This is a genomic window from Bacteroides caecigallinarum (assembly GCF_021531075.1).
GTDB lineage: Bacteria > Bacteroidota > Bacteroidia > Bacteroidales > Bacteroidaceae > Phocaeicola > Phocaeicola caecigallinarum_B.
Window position 1 is genome coordinate 32,878 of record NZ_JADYTJ010000008.1, and the last position, 19,350, is coordinate 52,227.

Annotated in this window: 19 protein-coding genes; 7 read left to right on the plus strand and 12 right to left on the minus strand. The window is 40.7% G+C overall.

Annotation, left to right across the window (positions count from 1 at the left end):
- Positions 1-186 precede the first annotated feature (186 nt).
- Positions 187-2,238, plus strand: a complete 2,052-nt coding sequence (locus I6E11_RS03815; RefSeq protein ID WP_235336499.1) for a hypothetical protein — start codon at positions 187-189, stop codon at positions 2,236-2,238.
- Positions 2,239-2,306: 68 nt separating this feature from the next.
- Here I6E11_RS03815 and I6E11_RS03820 read toward each other — a convergent pair whose 3' ends face one another.
- Genes I6E11_RS03820 through rhuM form a run of 3 tightly spaced genes read right to left on the minus strand, consistent with a single transcriptional unit; the run spans position 2,307 to position 4,816 of the window.
- Positions 2,307-3,293, minus strand: a complete 987-nt coding sequence (locus I6E11_RS03820) for a DNA/RNA non-specific endonuclease (protein WP_235336500.1) — start codon at positions 3,291-3,293, stop codon at positions 2,307-2,309.
- 1 nt (position 3,294) lies between these two features.
- Positions 3,295-3,753, minus strand: a complete 459-nt coding sequence (locus I6E11_RS03825; protein WP_235325268.1) for an alanyl-tRNA editing protein — start codon at positions 3,751-3,753, stop codon at positions 3,295-3,297.
- Between the two features lie 4 nt (positions 3,754-3,757).
- Positions 3,758-4,816 carry a virulence RhuM family protein/type II toxin-antitoxin system death-on-curing family toxin gene (gene rhuM / locus I6E11_RS03830; protein WP_235336501.1) on the minus strand — a complete coding sequence of 353 codons (1,059 nt, stop codon included), beginning with the start codon at positions 4,814-4,816 and terminating at the stop codon, positions 3,758-3,760.
- A 214-nt stretch (positions 4,817-5,030) separates the two neighbouring features.
- On the opposite strand from rhuM, the gene lepA reads away from it, so the two are divergent.
- Positions 5,031-6,812, plus strand: coding sequence for a translation elongation factor 4 (gene lepA / locus I6E11_RS03835; protein ID WP_235336502.1), 1,782 nt, complete (start codon positions 5,031-5,033; stop codon positions 6,810-6,812).
- A gap of 141 nt (positions 6,813-6,953) precedes the next feature.
- Here lepA and I6E11_RS03840 read toward each other — a convergent pair whose 3' ends face one another.
- Positions 6,954-7,505 (minus strand): NADH peroxidase, encoded by a 552-nt coding sequence (locus tag I6E11_RS03840; RefSeq protein WP_154043018.1) that lies wholly within the window; start codon positions 7,503-7,505, stop codon positions 6,954-6,956.
- 49 nt (positions 7,506-7,554) lie between these two features.
- Positions 7,555-7,977 (minus strand): Fur family transcriptional regulator, encoded by a 423-nt coding sequence (locus I6E11_RS03845; protein ID WP_235336503.1) that lies wholly within the window; start codon positions 7,975-7,977, stop codon positions 7,555-7,557.
- 174 nt (positions 7,978-8,151) lie between these two features.
- On the opposite strand from I6E11_RS03845, the gene I6E11_RS03850 reads away from it, so the two are divergent.
- Positions 8,152-10,089: an NAD(+) synthase gene (locus I6E11_RS03850; protein ID WP_235336504.1), complete on the plus strand. Its 1,938-nt coding sequence runs from the start codon at positions 8,152-8,154 to the stop codon at positions 10,087-10,089.
- Positions 10,090-10,232: 143 nt separating this feature from the next.
- On the opposite strand, the gene I6E11_RS03855 is transcribed toward I6E11_RS03850, so the two are convergent.
- From I6E11_RS03855 to I6E11_RS03885, 7 genes are all read right to left on the minus strand, one after another.
- Positions 10,233-11,183 carry an alpha/beta hydrolase gene (locus I6E11_RS03855; protein WP_235336505.1) on the minus strand — a complete coding sequence of 317 codons (951 nt, stop codon included), beginning with the start codon at positions 11,181-11,183 and terminating at the stop codon, positions 10,233-10,235.
- 9 nt (positions 11,184-11,192) lie between these two features.
- Positions 11,193-11,936, minus strand: a complete 744-nt coding sequence (locus tag I6E11_RS03860; RefSeq protein ID WP_235336506.1) for a shikimate dehydrogenase family protein — start codon at positions 11,934-11,936, stop codon at positions 11,193-11,195.
- A gap of 18 nt (positions 11,937-11,954) precedes the next feature.
- Positions 11,955-12,695, minus strand: a complete 741-nt coding sequence (gene ubiE / locus I6E11_RS03865; RefSeq protein WP_235325251.1) for a bifunctional demethylmenaquinone methyltransferase/2-methoxy-6-polyprenyl-1,4-benzoquinol methylase UbiE — start codon at positions 12,693-12,695, stop codon at positions 11,955-11,957.
- 68 nt (positions 12,696-12,763) lie between these two features.
- Positions 12,764-13,708 (minus strand): phosphoribosylaminoimidazolesuccinocarboxamide synthase, encoded by a 945-nt coding sequence (locus I6E11_RS03870; protein ID WP_154043013.1) that lies wholly within the window; start codon positions 13,706-13,708, stop codon positions 12,764-12,766.
- 39 nt (positions 13,709-13,747) lie between these two features.
- Positions 13,748-14,770 carry a PhoH family protein gene (locus I6E11_RS03875; protein WP_235336507.1) on the minus strand — a complete coding sequence of 341 codons (1,023 nt, stop codon included), beginning with the start codon at positions 14,768-14,770 and terminating at the stop codon, positions 13,748-13,750.
- A 103-nt stretch (positions 14,771-14,873) separates the two neighbouring features.
- Positions 14,874-15,500, minus strand: coding sequence for a LysO family transporter (locus tag I6E11_RS03880; RefSeq protein ID WP_235336508.1), 627 nt, complete (start codon positions 15,498-15,500; stop codon positions 14,874-14,876).
- Positions 15,490-15,774, minus strand: a complete 285-nt coding sequence (locus I6E11_RS03885; protein ID WP_235336509.1) for a LysO family transporter — start codon at positions 15,772-15,774, stop codon at positions 15,490-15,492. Before I6E11_RS03885 ends, I6E11_RS03880 begins: the two co-directional genes overlap by 11 nt.
- Before the next feature lie 378 nt (positions 15,775-16,152).
- Here I6E11_RS03885 and I6E11_RS03890 point away from each other — a divergent pair, with 378 nt between their 5' ends.
- The 4 genes from I6E11_RS03890 to I6E11_RS03905 are packed head-to-tail and all read left to right on the plus strand — an operon-like array spanning position 16,153 to position 19,344.
- Positions 16,153-16,662: an ECF transporter S component gene (locus I6E11_RS03890; protein ID WP_235336510.1), complete on the plus strand. Its 510-nt coding sequence runs from the start codon at positions 16,153-16,155 to the stop codon at positions 16,660-16,662.
- A 15-nt stretch (positions 16,663-16,677) separates the two neighbouring features.
- The gene (gene tatA / locus I6E11_RS03895) at positions 16,678-16,884 is read left to right on the plus strand and encodes a twin-arginine translocase TatA/TatE family subunit (RefSeq protein ID WP_235336511.1); all 207 of its coding nucleotides are present in this window, start codon (positions 16,678-16,680) and stop codon (positions 16,882-16,884) included.
- Positions 16,885-16,907: 23 nt separating this feature from the next.
- Entirely contained in the window at positions 16,908-17,687 is a 780-nt protein-coding gene (tatC, locus tag I6E11_RS03900; protein ID WP_235336512.1) for a twin-arginine translocase subunit TatC, read from the plus strand.
- Positions 17,680-19,344 carry a M23 family metallopeptidase gene (locus tag I6E11_RS03905; protein WP_235336513.1) on the plus strand — a complete coding sequence of 555 codons (1,665 nt, stop codon included), beginning with the start codon at positions 17,680-17,682 and terminating at the stop codon, positions 19,342-19,344. The genes tatC and I6E11_RS03905 overlap by 8 nt, the downstream gene beginning before the upstream one ends.
- The last annotated feature ends 6 nt before the right edge of the window (positions 19,345-19,350 follow it).

Consider the following 19,350-nt stretch of genomic DNA (forward strand, 5'->3'; position numbering starts at 1 on the left):
AACAATATTAAACTAGTGGAAAATATGAAAACGAACAATGCTATTATTGAAGTGGAGGTTTATGAATCTCCGAAATGTCAAGTGATAAGCTTGGAAAGTGAATCAACTATCCTTAGTGGTAGCGTTTCGTCAACGCATGAAGGATTTGAAGAAGATGAATATATTTGGTGAATTAAGATTTTATGTATGAAAAAATATTTTATACCGTTCCTTATTCTAGGAACATCAATGTTGTATTCATGTACTAAAGAAGAAATTATTTCGGATATAAATTCTTCAAGTGCTGAAAAAGTTAAAATGGAGTTCAAGGCAGGTATTGATGCTTTGTCTCGTACTGTTTTAACTACAAACAATGTTGTCGAATGGGAGGAAGATGATGCCATATCTTTATTTGATTCCAATGGTAATAATAAATTTACAACCTCGACTGGTGGATCTTCAGTTACATTTACTGGGTCAGCGCAAAATAATTTGGAGATATATTATGCATTATATCCGTATAATGCGAATGCTGCTATTTCCGGTAGTGTGATTACTACTACGTTGCCTGCCGAACAAGTTTCATTTGAAGGTAGTTTTGCCAATATGCTAAATCCATCGGTAGCAAAGTCCGGCAGTGATAAAACTTTAGCTTTCAAAAATGCTTGTGCTTTGGTGAAGTTTACTTTACAATATACCGGAAACAACGCTATTAAGAAAGTGATGTTTCGTGGAAATGGCGGAGAAGCATTGGCTGGGACAATACATATTGATGCTTTATCTGCTACTCCTTCTGCGACAGTGGAAGCAGAATTTGCTGAAACAGAAGTTACACTCAGTGGTGAATTTACATCTGGGAAAACTTATTATTTTGTAACTGCTCCTGCTGAATTGAAAAATGGATTATCACTTGTTTTTTATGATAATAGCAATAAAGAATGGAAACGTTTGGGTAGTAATCCAGTGACATTGACAGCGGGACATATATTGGATTTGGGAACTGTTACCACTGGTGAATTTAAAGAAGTTGTTCATATTAGTAATGCAGATGAATTGATTAGTTGGGCTGCAAGAACAGATAAATTGACTACAGATGTTGTTTTGGATGCGGATATTGATATGAACGATCAGGCATGGACTCCTGTAGGAAGTAGCATGACTGCCGGTGAAGGATATTCCGGTAATTTTGATGGTAATGGAAAAACTATAACGAATCTGACAGTGAGTGGAACAGGTAATGTAGGTTTCTTTGGTGGACTTGCCCAGGGTGCGAAGGTGCATGATGTTATATTTTCCAATGCTAAAATAACTGGCGACGGATCATCATCCGGTGTGGTTGCAGGTGTCAGTTTGGGTATCATTGATAACTGTAATGTAAATAATTCTATTGTTTCGGGAAATAATGCCGGTGCCATAACAGGTAATAACAGTGTGCAGGTTAATAACTGTAATGTACAGGATGTTACAATAAATGGCAACTATTTGGCTGGTGGTATTTCTGCTTATAATTATGGTAAAATAGAATATTGTACAGTGTCTGGTGATAATACCCAAATAAAAGCGACAGGTTCAAGTTCTCGTGCCGGAGGAATAGTAGCTTCAAATTCAGAAGAAAATAATGTATCGACAAGTGGACGTTTGCTGAAATGTGCAGTTGAAAAAGCTAATATTTCTGGTGTTTGGGCTGGAGGAATAGCAGGAGAAAATGCTTTTGGAACAGTTGCACAGTGTGTAGTTGATAGAAGTGTAATTATTCATGAATCAGGTCAAAACAGTACTCGACTTGGTGGTGTAGTAGGTTACAATGCTCGTGGAGAAGTCGTTGCAAGTTATTCTGCATATACTACAGTTGGTGCACAAGATTTAAACTCGGAGGCTATGGGTGGAATCGTTGGTTACAATTACAGCTTGTCTGCTTATGTTTATGGATGCTATTCAACACATGTATCATTGCTTGGTAATGCTGGTAATAATATAGGTGCTATTGCGGGATATAATAACGGACATGTAACTTCATGTTATGCAGTTTTGCCTGAAAATGTATCAGATATTAACTTGGTAGGCAATAATATTGCAACGAGTGGGATAGACCATTGCGTAGAAGTAGGTGGAAATAATTATACAGAACTTGAAAATGCCAGTGATCTTACAGTTACAGATGGTACCGTGTGGAAAGCTGCAGAAATTTGGGAAATAACAGCTTCTGGTGCTACTCCTACGATAAATGTAAATTATATAGGAGAAGCCGGCACTAATTAATTTAATTCAATTGCTATATATTAATGGGACACGATTTCACATTTGATACGTGTCCCATTTTTTTAGTCTTATTTCTTGCCAGGCAATTGTGGAATAATACTTTCTATTCTGTTTTCCACTTCGTCAGGTAGTTTTGAGAAGAAATCCATTCCAGTAACATTTTCCACACTATCCACAGTCACCATGTATTTCTCTAAATCTTGTGAACGGGCGATGTTTTTGAATATAAATCCCAAGGCTATAGGATTCTTTCTGTTATATATAAGTATAACCTTGAAGAATCTGTCAGGTACGGCAACCTTATGTCCGCCAATCCTTTTAGGTGATTTGGAATCGAAAATTGGTCCGCATGCAATGTAAATTCTTCCATATTTGTCTGCCCAGTCTCTGCAAAGTTCTTCCAGGTCGTTCCAATCACCACGATTCAGATTGCCAACTTGAGGGCATATATTGCTCATATAGAACGATTCTATCATAGCCTGTCTGTTCCATTTCATATCCGCTGCCGGAGCCATGTGACCTCTGTCGTATCCGCTTTTGGTATAGTCCTTATGAACAACTCTCAGCTCAGGCAGGTCCGGATCGGGCATGAACCTGTCATATCTTTCTGTTTCTCCTTTAGTTTCTTCCCTGGTCAGTTCCCATGCCACCCAATTGGGGTTCTTATAATACTGGTTGTATGATAGGGTATAGCCTGTTCTGTTTATGATGATTTCCTTCTCGTATCTTCCCGGATATGTATAAACAGGTATTTCCAGATTAAGTTTAGGTGTTTCGGCAGATGAGGTTGTCTCTTCCTTGTTTCCTGATCTTATCTTTTCAATTACCGGTTTCAGGTTTTCTGCCTGTGCTACTATTTCATCCTTAATCTTGTCGGCTTCCTGAACAGTCTTCTTTAAAGTTTTCTGTATTTTCTTATTGTCCGGGAGTTCCGGTAGATTTATGTTTTTATTCTCAGAATAAACATAGTAACCTCCGGCGCATAATCCGATAAGTATGATTAGCAGCAACGGTTTCCACTTAATACCGCTTTTCGCTTTTTTCTTTTTTGCCATATTACTTAATAAGTTTGAATCTTATCCTCAGAATGCCATCGTTATAGTCGTGGCTTATAATCTTGAATGTTCCAATTTCTGATGTGTTATTAACATGAAGCCCTATGCAGAGGCATTCGTCGTAATCGCCAACCTTTACTATTCTTACAGTATCCGAGGCGTTTTCTGGCAAGCGTTTCAAGTCAAATCTGTCTGCAGCTTCCTTCTGTGTTATGAATTCTGTTGTCACATCAAGATGCCGTGCAATAACACTGTTTACGGTATCTTCTATTCTTGTAATATCTTCATCGTTCAGAGGCTGTGGTATGGCATAGTCCAGTTTGCTTTTCTTCCTTTCGATATGTGCCGAAACAGCTCTTCCGCATCCGAAGAGGTTTATCATTGTTCTGTTGATTATGTGTTCGCAGGTGTGCATGGGAGGAAATTCCTGTTTGTTGTGTGCGTTAAGTTGGGTTTCCATAAATTTAGTTGTTCTGATTAATTAGATTTACAATTACTTTTACAATAATATCTTTTTCTTCTGTTCTGCTTTCTGCAATCATTAATGTAATGGCTACTAAAGTATTGTCGGCTATTCGCTTTTCTCCATTCTGTCTGTAAAGTATCCCATTGTTTTCCATAAACCAGAGAAACAGCATTGCGGCAATTCGTTTGTTCCCATCACTGAAAGAATGATTCTTAGTCACTAAATATAGTAGCATTGCTGCTTTCTCTTCAATACTTGGATAAAGCTCAATTCCACCGAAAGTCTGGTATATAGTAGCGATTGAACTTTTGAATGACTGATCTTTCTCATGTGCAAACAATTCGCTTTCACCGAATTTTCCTTTCAGGCTATTGATTGCTTCCATTGCATTCTCGTAAGTAGCTTGGAATTTATCACCTTTAGTTGTATGCTCTATAGTAAGTTGCTGATAGTCATATTTGTCAAGAGTGTCTAATGCATATACATAATCAGTCACTACGGCTAAAAGTCCTTTGGATTGCTCTGAGGTTAGCTGTTTCTGATTTTTTATTGTGTTTCCAAGAATGCGAACAATATCTTTAAGTTCCTCATATCTTTCCAATTTTATTTTCTGATTGATGGCATACCCTTTTATGATATATTCTTTCAGAATTTTATTGGCCCAGATGCGAAATTGGGTTCCACGTTTGGATTTTACACGATAACCAACTGATATGATAACGTCTAGATTGTAATAAACCAGTTCTCTGGTTTGTAATTTCCCTTTTATAGCGCCATGTGAAGTGGTATGTGCAAAATTTGCACATACCACTTTTTCGTTTAATTCACCTTCTGAAAAAATATTTTTAATGTGTTTACCGATAACAGTTCTTTCTCTGCCGAACAATTCGCTCATTTGCGCCTGTGTCAGCCAAACTGTGTCATTATTTATTTTTACATCCAGTTTGATTTCACCGTCCTCAGCCTGGTAAATAATTATATTATCTGAAAGCTCGGATGCATTTATCGTTGGATATTCCTGCTTGTTGTGTACATTAAGCTGAGTAGATTGATTCATAATTAACTACATTATTGTTCGTTTTGCAAATTAACTAAAAATATTCATTACTATGATATAATAGTCATTATTCATTCTATTTTTCATTACCATAGTGACAGAAATTTTAGAGAAATATAGTTTGCAAAGTGCTTAAATGTCTTTTATAAGACATTGAAAATAGGCGATTTTTAATTATCTTTGCACTCAAATTAATTTTACGCAATAAAAACGAATGAAGAATATACGAAATTTCTGTATCATCGCACATATCGACCACGGAAAATCTACTTTGGCGGACCGACTTCTGGAATATACGCAGACTATCAAGGTCACTGAAGGACAGATGCTTGACGACATGGATCTGGAGCGCGAACGTGGTATAACAATCAAGAGCCATGCCATCCAGATGGAATATACCTACAACGGTGAAAAATACATACTTAATCTTATTGACACTCCGGGACACGTGGACTTCTCATACGAGGTTTCGCGCTCTATTGCTGCATGCGAGGGAGCTTTGCTCATAGTTGATGCTTCGCAGGGAGTGCAGGCTCAGACTATCTCGAATCTTTATATGGCACTTGAACACGACTTGGAGATTATTCCGGTTCTGAATAAGTGTGATATGGCAAGCGCAATGCCGGAAGAAGTGGAAGATGAAATAATAGACCTTCTGGGATGCAAGCGCGAAGAGATTATCCGTGCATCCGGTAAAACAGGTATGGGTGTTGAGGAAATCCTTAAGGCTGTTGTAGAACGTATACCTCATCCGGTAGGTGACGAGGAAGCTCCTCTTCAGGCTCTTATCTTTGACTCTGTGTTCAACTCTTTCCGTGGAATTATTGCTTATTTCAAGATTGAGAACGGAGTGTTGAGAACAGGTGATAAGGTAAAATTCTTTAATACAGGAAAGGAATATGATGCCGACGAGATTGGTGTACTGAAGATGGATATGGTACCTCGTAAGGAACTGCGTACAGGAGACGTAGGGTATATTATTTCAGGTATCAAAACATCAAAAGAAGTTAAAGTAGGTGATACGATTACACATATTGCAAAACCTTGCGACAAGGCCATCGACGGTTTTGAGGAAGTTAAACCGATGGTGTTTGCCGGTGTTTATCCTATTGAGGCAGAAGACTACGAAAACCTTAGAGCATCATTGGAAAAGCTTCAGCTTAACGATGCTTCGTTGACATTCCAGCCTGAATCTTCATTAGCATTGGGATTCGGTTTCCGTTGCGGATTCCTCGGATTGCTCCATATGGAAATTGTTCAGGAACGTCTGGACCGTGAGTTTGATATGAATGTTATTACCACTGTGCCTAACGTATCGTATATGATATACGACAAGCAGGGTGGAGTGCAGGAGGTACATAACCCTGGTGGTATGCCAGATCCTACATTGATAGACCATATAGAAGAACCGTTTATCGATGCTTCCATAATCACTTCTACAGATTATATCGGTCCGATTATGACATTGTGTCTTGGCAAGCGTGGTGAGTTGGTTCGTCAGGACTATATCTCGGGTAACCGTGTGGAATTGCATTACAGGATGCCTCTTGGAGAAATAGTGATAGACTTCTATGATAAGTTGAAGAGTATTTCCAAGGGATATGCTTCGTTCGACTATCATCAGTCTGGTTTCCGTCCTTCAAAACTAGTCAAACTTGATATTCTTCTGAACGGTGAGTCTGTGGATGCGCTTTCCACTCTTACACACTTCGACAATGCGTACGACCTGGGACGACGTATGTGTGAGAAACTGAAAGAACTTATTCCACGTCAGCAGTTTGAAATCGCAATCCAGGCTGCAATCGGTGCGAAGATTATCGCTCGCGAAACTATCAAGGCTGTGCGTAAGGATGTAACTGCGAAATGTTACGGTGGTGACGTGAGCCGTAAGCGTAAACTTCTGGAAAAACAGAAGAAAGGTAAGAAACGTATGAAGCAGATTGGTACAGTGGAAGTGCCTCAGAAAGCATTCCTTGCAGTATTGAAACTCGACTAATGACTATAACTGTATAATGAACGAATCCATGACGGTGTGTTTTTATTCTGTCATGGATTCTTTTTTTATTGATATAGGGATAAAAAAATACCAGACATATCTTTTGATATGTCTGGCATAAACCTATTCTGTAATAGTAAATTATTTCTTGAAGTATCTGTTGTACAAACCTTCGAAACCTTTTCCGTGACGAGCTTCGTCCTTAGCCATTTCGTGAACTGTATCGTGGATAGCGTCAAGGTTAAGAGCTTTAGCACGAGTAGCGATACGCTTCTTGTCAGCGCAAGCACCGCTTTCAGCGTTCATACGCTTTTCAAGGTTTGTCTTAGTATCCCATACGCAGTCGCCAAGAAGTTCAGCGAACTTAGCAGCGTGTTCTGCTTCTTCCCAAGCGTAACGTTTGAAAGCTTCAGCTACTTCTGGATAGCCTTCGCGGTCAGCCTGACGGCTCATAGCCAAGTACATACCTACTTCTGTACATTCGCCCATGAAGTGGTTGTTAAGGTCTTTAATCATTTCTTCGTCGCAACCTTTAGCTACACCGATTACGTGTTCGTCTGCAAACTGAAGACCACCTTCTGTCTCTTCCATTTCTTTGAATTTAGAAGCTGGAGCCTTACACAATGGACACTTTTCAGGAGCTGAGTCACCTTCGTGGATATAACCACATACTGTACAGATAAATTTCTTCATAATAGTAATAAGTTAGTTAGTTGTTAAATTAATATTTTGTAATCCGATTCTAGTTTTTGTCGGAATTATTCCTTTTGCAGTCAGGGCAAACACCTTTGTAATAGTTGTGTACCTCTTCAACACAGAATCCTTTGTCTGCCATGTTATTCATGGTTTTTTCGTTGATATGCATAGGCACATCGAAAATCTTACCGCAACATTTGCACTGGAAATGTGCATGTGCCGATGTATCACCATCAAAACAAGCATTGCGCTCGTCTATCGTTAGCATCTTTGCGGCTCCATGTTCAACAAACAACTTCAGTGTGTTATATACAGTTGTTTTTGAAAGGGTAGGAATATTATCGTGAAGTGCCATATAAATCTCATCAATACAAGGATGGGTATGATGCTTCAGGAGATAGTCCATAATTGCGATGCGTTGTACGGATGGCTTGATGTCGTAACTAAGCAAATATTCGTAAACGTTCATACTCTCTTTCAATTCTGTAATTATTACAATTTTATTTCAATGGCAAAGATACAAACTTTTTTCTAAACTACAAGTTCCAAACTTACTTTTTTGTTTTTTTTACTTTTAACTTATCTGCCGTGCAAAGGAATAATTTGTATTTTTGCACTGACTATACATTATATAACAAATTATATGAAATTTGGTTTTGTAAAAGTGGCGGCTGCCATTCCTGCGGTAAGGGTGGCCGACTGTAAATTCAATGCACAGCAGACTGAGGCACAGATTATGGTTGCCGATGGCAAAGGAGTGCAGATTGTGATTTTTCCCGAACTGAATCTTACGGGATATTCATGTGGCGACCTGTTTTCCCATCAGCTTCTGATTGATCAGGCAGAGATGGCTTTGATACAGGTAATGAACAATACCCGTCAGTTGGATATTATATCTATAGTGGGCATGCCCGTTATGGTCAACTCTACTTTGGCCAATTGTGCGGTTGTATTCCAGAAAGGAAAGATTCTTGGAGTGGTGCCTAAAACCTATCTTCCAAATTATAAGGAATTTTATGAACAGAGATGGTTTGCATCGTCGTTAACATATGCTGGAGTTTCGTCAGTGAGGCTATGCGGACAGATAGTGCCATTTGGTAAGAATCTGCTTTTCGACACATCGGATACGTGCTTCGGAATAGAAATATGCGAGGATGTATGGGCTCCTGTACCTCCAAGCTCAGAACTGGTGCTGAAGGGAGCAGAGATAATATTCAATATGTCTGCCGATACAGAGAATATAGCTAAGCATCAGTATCTGCGCTCGTTGCTTGCACAGCAGTCGGCACGCTGTCTGGCAGGATATGTTTTCGCATCAAGCGGTTTTGGTGAATCTACAACAGATGTGGTATTTGCCGGAAATGCCCTTATCTATGAAAACGGAACCTTGCTTGCCGAAGCTGAGCGTTTTTCATTCAATGAGCAGTTGGTGGTCAGCGAAATAGATGTGGAGCGTTTGCGTGGCGAGCGTCTTGTCAATACTACTTTTACTGCCAGCATAAGAGCATATGGAGCAGGGGATGTGCAGCATATTCAGGCTGAGCTTGTAAATAGTCGCGACCTATCGCTTACTAGATATGTAGACCCTCATCCTTTTGTTCCTGCAGGTGGAAAACTTCTTGACGAAAGATGTGAGGAGATATTCTCTATTCAGGTGGCAGGACTTGCAAAACGACTTGTACACACCAACTGCAAAACAGTAGTGGTAGGTATATCAGGTGGACTTGATTCTACTCTTGCTTTACTTGTGTGCGTTAAGACTTTCGATAAGTTGGGATTGCCACGCAAGGGTATAGTAGGTATCACTATGCCTGGATTCGGTACAACGGACCGCACATACAACAATGCTCTTACACTGATGAGTTCGCTCCAGGTCACTACCAAGGAAATCAGCATCAAGGATGCATGCATACAGCACTTCAAGGATATAGAGCACGACATGTCTGTTCATGATGTTACATACGAAAACGGTCAGGCCCGCGAGCGTACTCAAATCCTCATGGATTATGCCAATAAGATTGGCGGTCTGGTGATTGGTACCGGCGACTTGTCTGAACTTGCTCTTGGTTGGGCAACTTATAATGGCGACCATATGTCGATGTATGGTGTAAATGCCAGCATACCTAAGACACTGGTGCGCTATCTTGTAAACTGGGTGGCACAGACGGGTGTAGACGTGATTTCGCGCAACACATTGCTTGATATTATAGATACTCCTATCAGTCCGGAACTTATTCCTGCCGATGAAAATGGAAATATCAAACAGAAGACTGAAGACCTTGTAGGTCCGTATGAACTTCACGACTTCTTCCTGTATTATTTCCTAAGATTCGGAATGCGTCCGGCAAAGATTTTCTATCTGGCAGAGATAGCTTTCAGAGGAATGTACGACAGCACTACCATAAAAAAATGGCTGACTAATTTCTGCCGTCGTTTCTTCAATCAGCAGTTCAAACGTTCCTGTCTTCCTGACGGACCTAAGGTGGGTTCTGTTTCACTCAGTCCAAGAGGTGACTGGCGTATGCCAAGCGATGCCAGTGCGGCAATGTGGCTTAAGGAATGTGAAGAACTTGTAGGATGATTTTATAAATGTCATGGCATAATTACCGTGACACGTTCGTGTTACACGCGTTGCACGTACGTGTCACTTTCGTCACACGAACGTGTTCCAATCGTTACACGTACGTGTGACGCTAATTTTATATAGGAGTTTTGTGAATTCTGTCAATTGATATATTTATCGGTAAACGCTTTTACCTTCTTGGTGTATTCTTCCGGATAGTTTTTATACGATGTAGCATGGTCTGTTTCAGGTACAAGCCATATTTCTTTTGGCTCTGATTTTGCTGCATACACTTCGTTTACCATGTATGTAGGAACGAAATCATCCTTGTCGCCATGTATGAAGAACATCGGTTTGTTGCATTTTTTCACTTGCTCTATGGCAGAAGCTTCGTGGAAATTCCATCCGTTCTGAAGTTGGCAAATCCAGCTTGCTGTGTACAGCAGTGGGAATGCCGGCAGATTGAACTGCTCTTTAAGCTCTTTCTTGAACTGTTCCCAAACACTGGTGTATCCGCAGTCCTCTACAAAACATCTGATATAATCAGGTAAAACTTCGCCCGAAGTCATCATGGTAGTTGCTGCACCCATTGATATTCCGTGGACAACAGCCTGGATAGAGTCGCCGAAAATTCCCGGAGTCAGGTTTATCCATTCCTTCACGTCAAGACGGTCCAGCCATCCCATCTGTATGGCATCGCCTCCGCTCAGTCCGGTATATCTCAGATCAGGGATTATGATGTTGTAACCCAAAGACTGATTGTACATATATCCTATGTGGAACATCCTTATTGCGCTGTCCGTATATCCATGTACTATTACCGCTGTCTTTTTTGTCGGGTGTGATGCATATGCATAATAAGCATGCAGTCTGATTCCATCCGGTGCAGTAATGAATGTATCTTTCAGCAGTTGATTTCCCTGAAGGCTGTCCAGCCATCCGTTTATCTGGGGATAAGTGTCGCGCATATAAGCTTCCGAACCTGCAAGGTCTTTACCCCTGTTTTCCGGGCGAAGAGAATAGTCTATCATGTACAGACTTCCTCCCACCAGTCCGCCCGCTATCAGAATGATAATGACAGCAAGGCTGATGATTAATTTCTTATGTTTCATATTATAATATTATTTGTTCCATATTTCCCATGCGCCGAAAGCCTGCAGCAGAAGCATTTCAAGTCCGTTTTTAACTATTGCTCCTCTTTCCGAACCGTTTTTCATGAATAGGGTAGTGTCCGGATTATAAAGCAAATCGTATAGCAAGTGTTCCGGAGTGAGGCAATCGTATGGAATGTTAGGGCATTCGTCCGCCTTTGGATACATGCCTGTAGGTGTACAGTTCACTATCACCTTATATTCTTTCATCACTTCCGGTGTTATATCGTCGTATGTTATGGTATTTTCATTTCTTTTCGATCTTGACACGAATTTCGTTTCAAGCCCCAGTTTGTGAAGTCCGTAGTTGATGGCTTTAGATGCTCCCCCGGTACCTAAGATAAGAGCCTTCTTGTGGTGTGGTTCAAGCAGAGACTCTATTGATTGTGTGAACCCCATAACATCTGAGTTATAGCCTGTAAGTTTCAGTTTACCTTTGTTCTTTTCTATCTTGATTACGTTTACAGCTCCTATTGCCGCAGCATCTTTGTCAAGTTCGTCCAGATATCCTATCACCTGTTCCTTGTAAGGAATAGTAACATTCAGTCCGCAGAGGGTAGGGTTCGACTTTATTATTTTGTTAAAATCATCAATAGTCGGAATCTCAAAATTTACATACTCTGCATCAATATTTTCCGAATGAAATTTCTCGTTGAAAAAGTTTTTTGAGAAAGAATGCCCCAAAGGGTAACCGATTAAGCCGAATTTCTTCATTGTAGTAAAAATTTTAAGTTATTTTGTCGCAAAGTAGAGTGTACAGATACCTAATGTAAGTCTTTTGAATGTCACTTTGCTGAAACCTGCCTTATATAGAATTTGTTGCATTACTTCTCCCTGTGGAAAAGCCTTTATGGATTGTGGCAGGTATGTGTATGCACTGTTGTCTTTCGATAGTAATTTCCCGATTGTAGGAATTACGACTTTCGAGTAAATGGCATAAAGCTGTTTCATCGGAAATGTTTCCGGCTCGGACAGTTCCAATATGACCAGATGTCCGTCTGTTTTCAGAACGCGGTGCATTTCTGTCAGACCTTTGTCAAGGTTCTCGAAGTTGCGTACCCCGAATGCCACTGTTATGGCATCGAATCTGTTGTCGGGGAAGGAGAGTGAAGTACAGTCTTCCTTGGCAAAGGAAATCTGTCTTTCCAGTCCACACTGTTTTACCTTTTCACGTCCCACATTCATCATACCCTCCGAGATGTCGGTACCTATAAGCTCTTCCGGCTGAAGCACACGGCATGCCTGTATGGCAAAATCGCCTGTTCCTGTAGCTACGTCCATCATGTGCATAGGGCGGTATGGCTTGAGCATATTGATGGCCTTGCGTCGCCAGCTCTTGTCAATACCAAGCGAAAGAACATGGTTCAGATTGTCGTAGGTGGGGGCAATGTTGTCGAACATTTTTTCTACCTGTACAGCTTTGCTTTCGTCCTGATTATAGGGTTTTATGTTTTCTTGAGGATAGTTTGACATGTTGTGAGTTAGTGTAGGATTTGTGGATAGAATATATGATGGGCGGGAAAAGCCCCGCCCGGTCATAATTATTTCAAGTATTCAGTAACGTTCTTTTCGATGCGTGATGCAAGCTCTGCTGTATCAGCCTTTACGAATGTTTCACCAGTGATGTGTTCGTAAAGTTCGATGTAACGTTCGCTGATAGAGTTTACTATTTCCGGAGTCATTTCAGGAACAGTCTGTCCTTCCTTGCCCTGGAAGCCATTAGCCATCAGCCATTCGCGTACGAATTCCTTAGAAAGCTGTTTCTGAGGTTCGCCTTTTTCGAAACGTTCTTCGTAACCTTCTGAATAGAAGTAACGGCTTGAGTCAGGAGTGTGGATTTCGTCCATCAGATAAATCTGACCGTTGTGCTTACCGAACTCGTATTTAGTGTCTACGAGGATAAGACCACGTTCGGCAGCCATCTGTGTACCACGTTCGAACAAAGCCAGAGTATATTTCTCCAGTGTAGCATATTCTTCAGGAGTAGCAAGACCTTTAGCGAGGATTTCTTCTTTAGAGATATCTTCGTCGTGCATACCCATTTCAGCCTTAGTGGTAGGAGTGATGATTGGTGTAGGGAATTTCTGGTTCTCGCGCATACCTTCTGGAAGTTTCACACCGCAGATTTCGCGAACACCGCTCTTGTAAGCACGCCATGCGCTACCGCACAAGTAACCGCGAACAATCATTTCTACAGGGAAACCTTCGCACATTACACCCACAGTGACCATTGGGTCCGGAGTAGCGAGTTTCCAGTTTGGACAGATGTCAGTTGTAGCATCAAGGAATTTGGCTGCAATCTGGTTCAACATCTGGCCTTTGTAAGGAATACCTTCAGGCAAAACAACGTCGAATGCCGAGATACGGTCTGTTGCAACCATGACTAATTTTTCACCGTTGATGTTGTAAACATCGCGAACTTTTCCGTGGTAAACACTCTTCTGACCAGGAAAGTTGAAGTCTGTTTTTGTTAATGCTTTACTCATCTTTTCTATATATTTTAGGAAGTAAATATGTTTGTTTTATTATTGTTTTGATGCGGCTTTCTTTTCTGTTTTCTCAGCCTTTTCGTCTTTTTCTGTCTTTGCTTTCTCCGCTTTCTGAGATTTTACTTTTTCTTCGAATTTCTCGTAAGCTTCCACAATTCTTGTCACCAGTTTATGTCTTACGATATCCTTCTTGTTAAGCTCTATGAAACTGATGCCTTTCACGCCTTTCAGGATTTTCATGGCCTGTACCAATCCGGATGTCTGAGACGAAGGAAGGTCAATCTGAGTCATATCGCCGGTGATAATCATCTTGGTGTTCATACCCATACGGGTGAGGAACATCTTTATCTGCTGTGTAGTTGTATTCTGAGCCTCATCAAGAATTACTACCGCATCGTTCAGCGTACGTCCGCGCATGAAAGCCAGTGGGGCTATCTGTATGATGTTCAGTTCCATGTATTCCTTCAGCTTGACGGCAGGAATCATGTCTTGCAGTGCGTCGTACAGTGGTTGCAGATACGGGTCTATCTTGTCCTTCATGTCTCCCGGAAGGAATCCCAGTTTCTCGCCTGCCTCTACAGCCGGACGGCTTAATATTATTTTTTTTATTTCCTTATTCTTGAGAGCTCTCACAGCCAGAGCTATTGCGGTATAAGTTTTGCCCGAACCGGCCGGTCCTATGGCGAATATCATATCGTTTTTTTCAAAGTCCTTTACCAGCTTCAACTGATTAGGACTTCTGGGAATGATAGGTTTTCCGGTAACGCTGAACACTATTGCTTCGCTGTTCTTTTCTATTTTTGTGTTCTTGCCTTTTACTATATCCAGAATAACCTCCTCGTTGAGCGAATTGTATATCGAGCAGTGTTTTTCCAGTGCTGTCACAGCTTCTTCGAAGGCACACATTTCTTCCTCGTCTCCCATTATCTTTATGACATTTCCTCTAGCCACTATCCTCAGTTTGGGAAACAGAGCCTTTATCATTTGCATGTTGACGTTGTTCACGCCATAGAAGATAACCGGATCGATATCTTCAAGTACAATATGTTTTTCTATCATTCAGTCAAATTCAATATGCTTTAGTTTTGTATATTTTTCTGCAAATTTAATGAATCCTTTTGATTGTTATGTAGAAATAGGTATAAAAAATGCCGACTTAGGACTAAAGCCGGCAAAAAAAGGACACGAAGAACGGTACCGTAAGGTCTATCAATATTCCGTGGAAAATAGCCACTGGAATCATGTCTTTTCCTGAATACCTTGTTATTATAGGCAGTACCACATCCATAGAGTTTACTCCGGCGGCTGATATAGGTGCCAGCTTGCCGAAATATTTCACCAGCAGCGGTGTTCCCAGCAAAGCCATCATTTCGCGGAAGATATTCGACAGAAGTGCTATTGTTCCCAGCTCAGTAGCAAGCTGAATGCCGAGAGATGCCTCCTTGAACTGTGTGATAAGTATTGATGACAGCGAGTAATAGGCAAATCCGCTACCTACAGCCAGACAGTCGAAGATGCTCCATTGCGAAAGAAGCAGACTGGCAAATGCCGAAAACAGCAATGTGCCGATAATTGTGGCAAGAGGTATGAGCAGATACTTGGGACGTATATCCTTTACTATAGATTTCAGATCCTTGCTCGAACCTATGCTCAGTCCCACCTGCAGCATAAGTGCATACAGTATATACATTGACAGGTTGCTCTTCTGCAAGTCGAGAGGTATGATGTCCATTACTCCCAATATGCACCCTGCCATAAAAAACAGAAGAACTATCAGACTACCCTTCATGGCTTTCTCCTTTCTTGAAAAACAGTGTCAGTACCAGCCATGCAGCGATTATACTGCCACATGTAGCCGAGAATGCAATTATGGCTGCCTGCCATCCGAAACTTCCGAGATTTTCGATTATTCTGTCGTTCGAGCCTACGGACAGTCCCATTATGAACAAAAGCAATATGATGGTGTATGATATGGTTTTTTCAGTCTTTTTCAGAAAGTCCATGTTTCTGAAGATATAACCCAGGATAATTCCTGTGAACATTGTTCCTATGATTGTAAACATAACTGTACTTTATTAAGAATGAGAGAATGTGATTACCTTGAGATATATACATGGATATACCTCTGAATTTAAATTGAGAAAAATAGATATGTACAGGTTATGTTTATTGGAATCCGCTGAACCAATGAACGGACGCACTGCGATGTCCGAATGTAAGATATATTCGGAGCGGAGTGTGTGGTTGTATGTATGTCAGAAGTTTGTTCATCGGTCAGTTTGTTTAGTTTTGCGATGCAAAGGTATGATGAAATTGCATATTTTCCAAATATTTATAAGTTTTTCCTTCGTCGGGGAAATTATTTCATTCATAATATGGTAGATAATTGAGTGAAAGTAATAACTTTGCAACTATTAATAATGTAAACATTTATATTTGATATGAATACAGCATTTAACTTTGTTTCTTTATCCTACAGACAGAGAAGGACATACGTGTTTTCTGTACTCTTCATTCTGGGGAATATTCTTTTGCCTCAGTTATGCCATCTGGTTCATCTAGGTGGTCCTACAATGTTACCTATTTATTTTTTCACTCTGGTGGGAGCATATAAATATGGTATGAAGTTAGGTTTGCTTGTTGCAATCCTTTCTCCTCTTGTAAATTCATTTTTCTTTGGAATGCCTGTACCGGCTTTGCTTCCGGCTATAATATGTAAGTCTGTACTGCTTGCGGTGGCAGCAGGATTTCTGGCAGGTCGTACCGGAAAGCTTTCTATCTTTTCTCTGATAGGTGTCGTGCTGTTTTATCAGATAGTAGGCGGAATGGCAGAATGGGCTATCAGCGGCAGTCTGGATGCGGCTCTTCAGGATTTCAGAATAGGTGTTCCGGGAATGTTACTTCAGGTTTTCGGAGGATATTGGCTTTTAAAATCGATTTCAAAAATTTAAATTCATAAAAGACTTATGACAACATTATTACTATTGGGGATAGGAATGCAGGAAGTCCTGCTTATTGGACTAATTATTTTGCTTTTATTTGGTGGAAAAAAGATTCCTGAATTGATGAAGGGATTGGGTAAAGGAGTAAAAAGTTTCAAGGACGGTGTGAAAGGTCTTGAGGACGATATAGAGATGTCAGATAAAGAAAATAAAGATAAGAAAGCGCAGTAAAAGTGGAGCAGGACGATAAAGTAATGACATTCTGGGATCACTTGGAAGAGTTACGAGGGGTTCTTTTCCGTATAGTGGGTGTGATAGCATTATTCACTATTCTTGGATTTTGTTTCAAGGACCAGCTTTTTGCTGTTGTTCTTGCACCAAAGGAATCCGATTTCATTTTTTACCGCTTCCTGTGCCGTTTGGCCGAATTGCTCGGTATGCCTGGTTTATGCCCTGGTGAATTCTGTTCCACACTTATCAATACCCAGTTGGCAGGTCAGTTCATGATGCATGCAATGGTATCGATATATGCAGGTCTGATAGTGGCATCGCCATATGTCATATATAAACTGTTTCATTTTATTTCACCCGCATTATATGAGAACGAACGAAAATACTCTGTTCGTGTAGTTACAAGCGGGTATCTGCTGTTTATTATAGGTGTCTTGGTAAACTATTTTATCATATTCCCGCTTACATTTCGTTTTTTGGCATCGTATCAGGTTAGTCTTGATGTTCAGAACACAATAATGCTTTCGTCGTACATTGATACGCTGATGCTTCTGAGTCTGCTTATGGGAATTGTTTTCGAGATTCCTGTAGTTTGTTGGTTCCTTGCCAAGATAGGGGTACTTCATTCTTCGTTCATGCAGAAATATAGAAAGCATGCATACGTAGTTGCACTCATTGTGGCAGCAGTTATTACCCCTACATCAGATGTATTTACATTATTGCTTGTTTCTGTTCCAATATTTGTATTGTACGAAGCAAGTATTTTTATAGTTAGAAAGGTTGATAAGAATGTTGATGATTGATTTAAGAAAAGCTTTGTTAGCCATACTTTGTTGTGTTTCTTCGGTGGTCAATGCCGGGGATACTATAAAGTATTGTGCGCCATTGGATTTTCCGTTATTACTCAGTGCCAATTTCGGCGAGCTGAGACCAAATCATTTTCATAACGGTCTTGATTTCAAGACAAAAGGAACAGTTGGGCATCCTGTGCGATGTATTGCCGACGGGTATGTGTCGCGTGTGGCTGTCCAGCATGGTGGGTACGGTCAGGCTATATATATCACTCATCCCGACGGACATACTTCGGTCTATGGTCACGTTCTTTCGTTTGCTCCCGAAGTAGAGAAATACGTAAGGGAATATCAGTATGCCAACGAGACTTTCGTCTGCTATCTCTATCCCGAACCGGGACGTTTCAAGTTTAAGAAGGGCGATATCATAGCATTGAGCGGTAATGAAGGTTCATCTGCCGGTCCTCATCTTCATCTTGAAATCAGAAAAACCGGAACAGATGAATATCTTGACCCTATGCCATATTTCAGGAGTAAGATTAAGGATACCAAGGCGCCGAAGGCAAGCTTTATAGGGCTTTATCCCGTAAAGGGTAAAGGATTGGTGGAAGGCTCAACCAATAAAAAGATTTATCCCGTAGCATCTGTAAAGTCCCCGATTACTGCCTGGGGTCAGATATATGCAGCTATAAGTGCCAAGGATTATATGGACGGCACATCCAATTTTTACGGGGTGCATTCCGTAACTCTGTATGTGGATTCTGTAGAAGTGTTCAACAGTAAGACAGACAGGGTGCTTCCAGATGAAAACAGAATGATAAATACCTTTACCGATTATGACGAACTTGTGCGTTCGCGCCGATTGATGATGCGTTCGTACAAATCGCCTGGAAATAAATTGCGTCTGCATCATGTGGGCAAGGATAGGGGTGTTGTGAATATAGACAGCGAAAGAGACTATAAGTTTGTTTATGTCCTTGAAGATAATTTCGGAAATAAGAGTAAATACCGTTTTACCGTGAGAGGGAAAAAACAGGATATTCCGGAATACTGTATGAAAGGAGAAGAATTGCTTCTGTCATCACGTACAGCGATAATCCAGCGTCCGGGCATGGAATTCATTATACCCAAAGGAATGCTTTACGATGATACAAAGGTAAGTGTAGGCATAACAGCCGAAGATACAACAGCCGTTTCGCTTGAATATGATATTGATGCCGGAAATACTCCGCTTCACGGTTATTGCCCTCTGTCGATAGGGGTAAGGAAACTTAATACAGTATCTCCCGATAAATACTATATCAGGAAGATTGACGGTAGGAGGACATATTACGTAGGAGGTAAATACGACAATGGCTGGATGAAAGCAAGGGTACGTAGTTTTGGAAAGTATTCTGTGGCCGTTGATACAGTTCCTCCTTCTGTTATTCCGTTGGACAAGGCTAAGTGGCGTTCCACTTCGAATATCCGTTTCAAGGTGTCCGATAAGGCTACAGGAATCGCTTCTTATAAAGTATATATAGACGGAAAGTTCGTACTCTTCGGTCTGAAAAAGGGAATTCTTGTCATACAGGATAAAGACAAAGTAAAGAGAGGGGTTCCTCACAAATTAGAAGTCATAGTGACAGACAACTGCGGAAACGAAACTCGTAAACAATTAAATTTCTAAATAACA

Excerpts from the sequence above, each read along its gene's own strand:
- I6E11_RS03885 (WP_235336509.1), bottom strand. The coding sequence starts at position 15,774 with ATGTTTACAATCATAGGAACAATGTTCACAGGAATTATCCTGGGTTAT.
- I6E11_RS03850 (WP_235336504.1), top strand. The coding sequence starts at position 8,152 with ATGAAATTTGGTTTTGTAAAAGTGGCGGCTGCCATTCCTGCGGTAAGG.
- tatA (WP_235336511.1), top strand. The coding sequence starts at position 16,678 with ATGACAACATTATTACTATTGGGGATAGGAATGCAGGAAGTCCTGCTT.
- I6E11_RS03860 (WP_235336506.1), bottom strand. The coding sequence starts at position 11,936 with ATGAAGAAATTCGGCTTAATCGGTTACCCTTTGGGGCATTCTTTCTCA.
- I6E11_RS03845 (WP_235336503.1), bottom strand. The coding sequence starts at position 7,977 with ATGAACGTTTACGAATATTTGCTTAGTTACGACATCAAGCCATCCGTA.
- I6E11_RS03875 (WP_235336507.1), bottom strand. The coding sequence starts at position 14,770 with ATGATAGAAAAACATATTGTACTTGAAGATATCGATCCGGTTATCTTC.
- I6E11_RS03905 (WP_235336513.1), top strand. The coding sequence starts at position 17,680 with ATGATTGATTTAAGAAAAGCTTTGTTAGCCATACTTTGTTGTGTTTCT.
- rhuM (WP_235336501.1), bottom strand. The coding sequence starts at position 4,816 with ATGAATCAATCTACTCAGCTTAATGTACACAACAAGCAGGAATATCCA.
- I6E11_RS03820 (WP_235336500.1), bottom strand. The coding sequence starts at position 3,293 with ATGGCAAAAAAGAAAAAAGCGAAAAGCGGTATTAAGTGGAAACCGTTG.
- I6E11_RS03880 (WP_235336508.1), bottom strand. The coding sequence starts at position 15,500 with ATGAAGGGTAGTCTGATAGTTCTTCTGTTTTTTATGGCAGGGTGCATA.
- tatC (WP_235336512.1), top strand. The coding sequence starts at position 16,908 with ATGACATTCTGGGATCACTTGGAAGAGTTACGAGGGGTTCTTTTCCGT.
- I6E11_RS03825 (WP_235325268.1), bottom strand. The coding sequence starts at position 3,753 with ATGGAAACCCAACTTAACGCACACAACAAACAGGAATTTCCTCCCATG.
- I6E11_RS03840 (WP_154043018.1), bottom strand. The coding sequence starts at position 7,505 with ATGAAGAAATTTATCTGTACAGTATGTGGTTATATCCACGAAGGTGAC.
- I6E11_RS03890 (WP_235336510.1), top strand. The coding sequence starts at position 16,153 with ATGAATACAGCATTTAACTTTGTTTCTTTATCCTACAGACAGAGAAGG.
- I6E11_RS03855 (WP_235336505.1), bottom strand. The coding sequence starts at position 11,183 with ATGAAACATAAGAAATTAATCATCAGCCTTGCTGTCATTATCATTCTG.
- lepA (WP_235336502.1), top strand. The coding sequence starts at position 5,031 with ATGAAGAATATACGAAATTTCTGTATCATCGCACATATCGACCACGGA.
- I6E11_RS03815 (WP_235336499.1), top strand. The coding sequence starts at position 187 with ATGAAAAAATATTTTATACCGTTCCTTATTCTAGGAACATCAATGTTG.
- I6E11_RS03870 (WP_154043013.1), bottom strand. The coding sequence starts at position 13,708 with ATGAGTAAAGCATTAACAAAAACAGACTTCAACTTTCCTGGTCAGAAG.
- ubiE (WP_235325251.1), bottom strand. The coding sequence starts at position 12,695 with ATGTCAAACTATCCTCAAGAAAACATAAAACCCTATAATCAGGACGAA.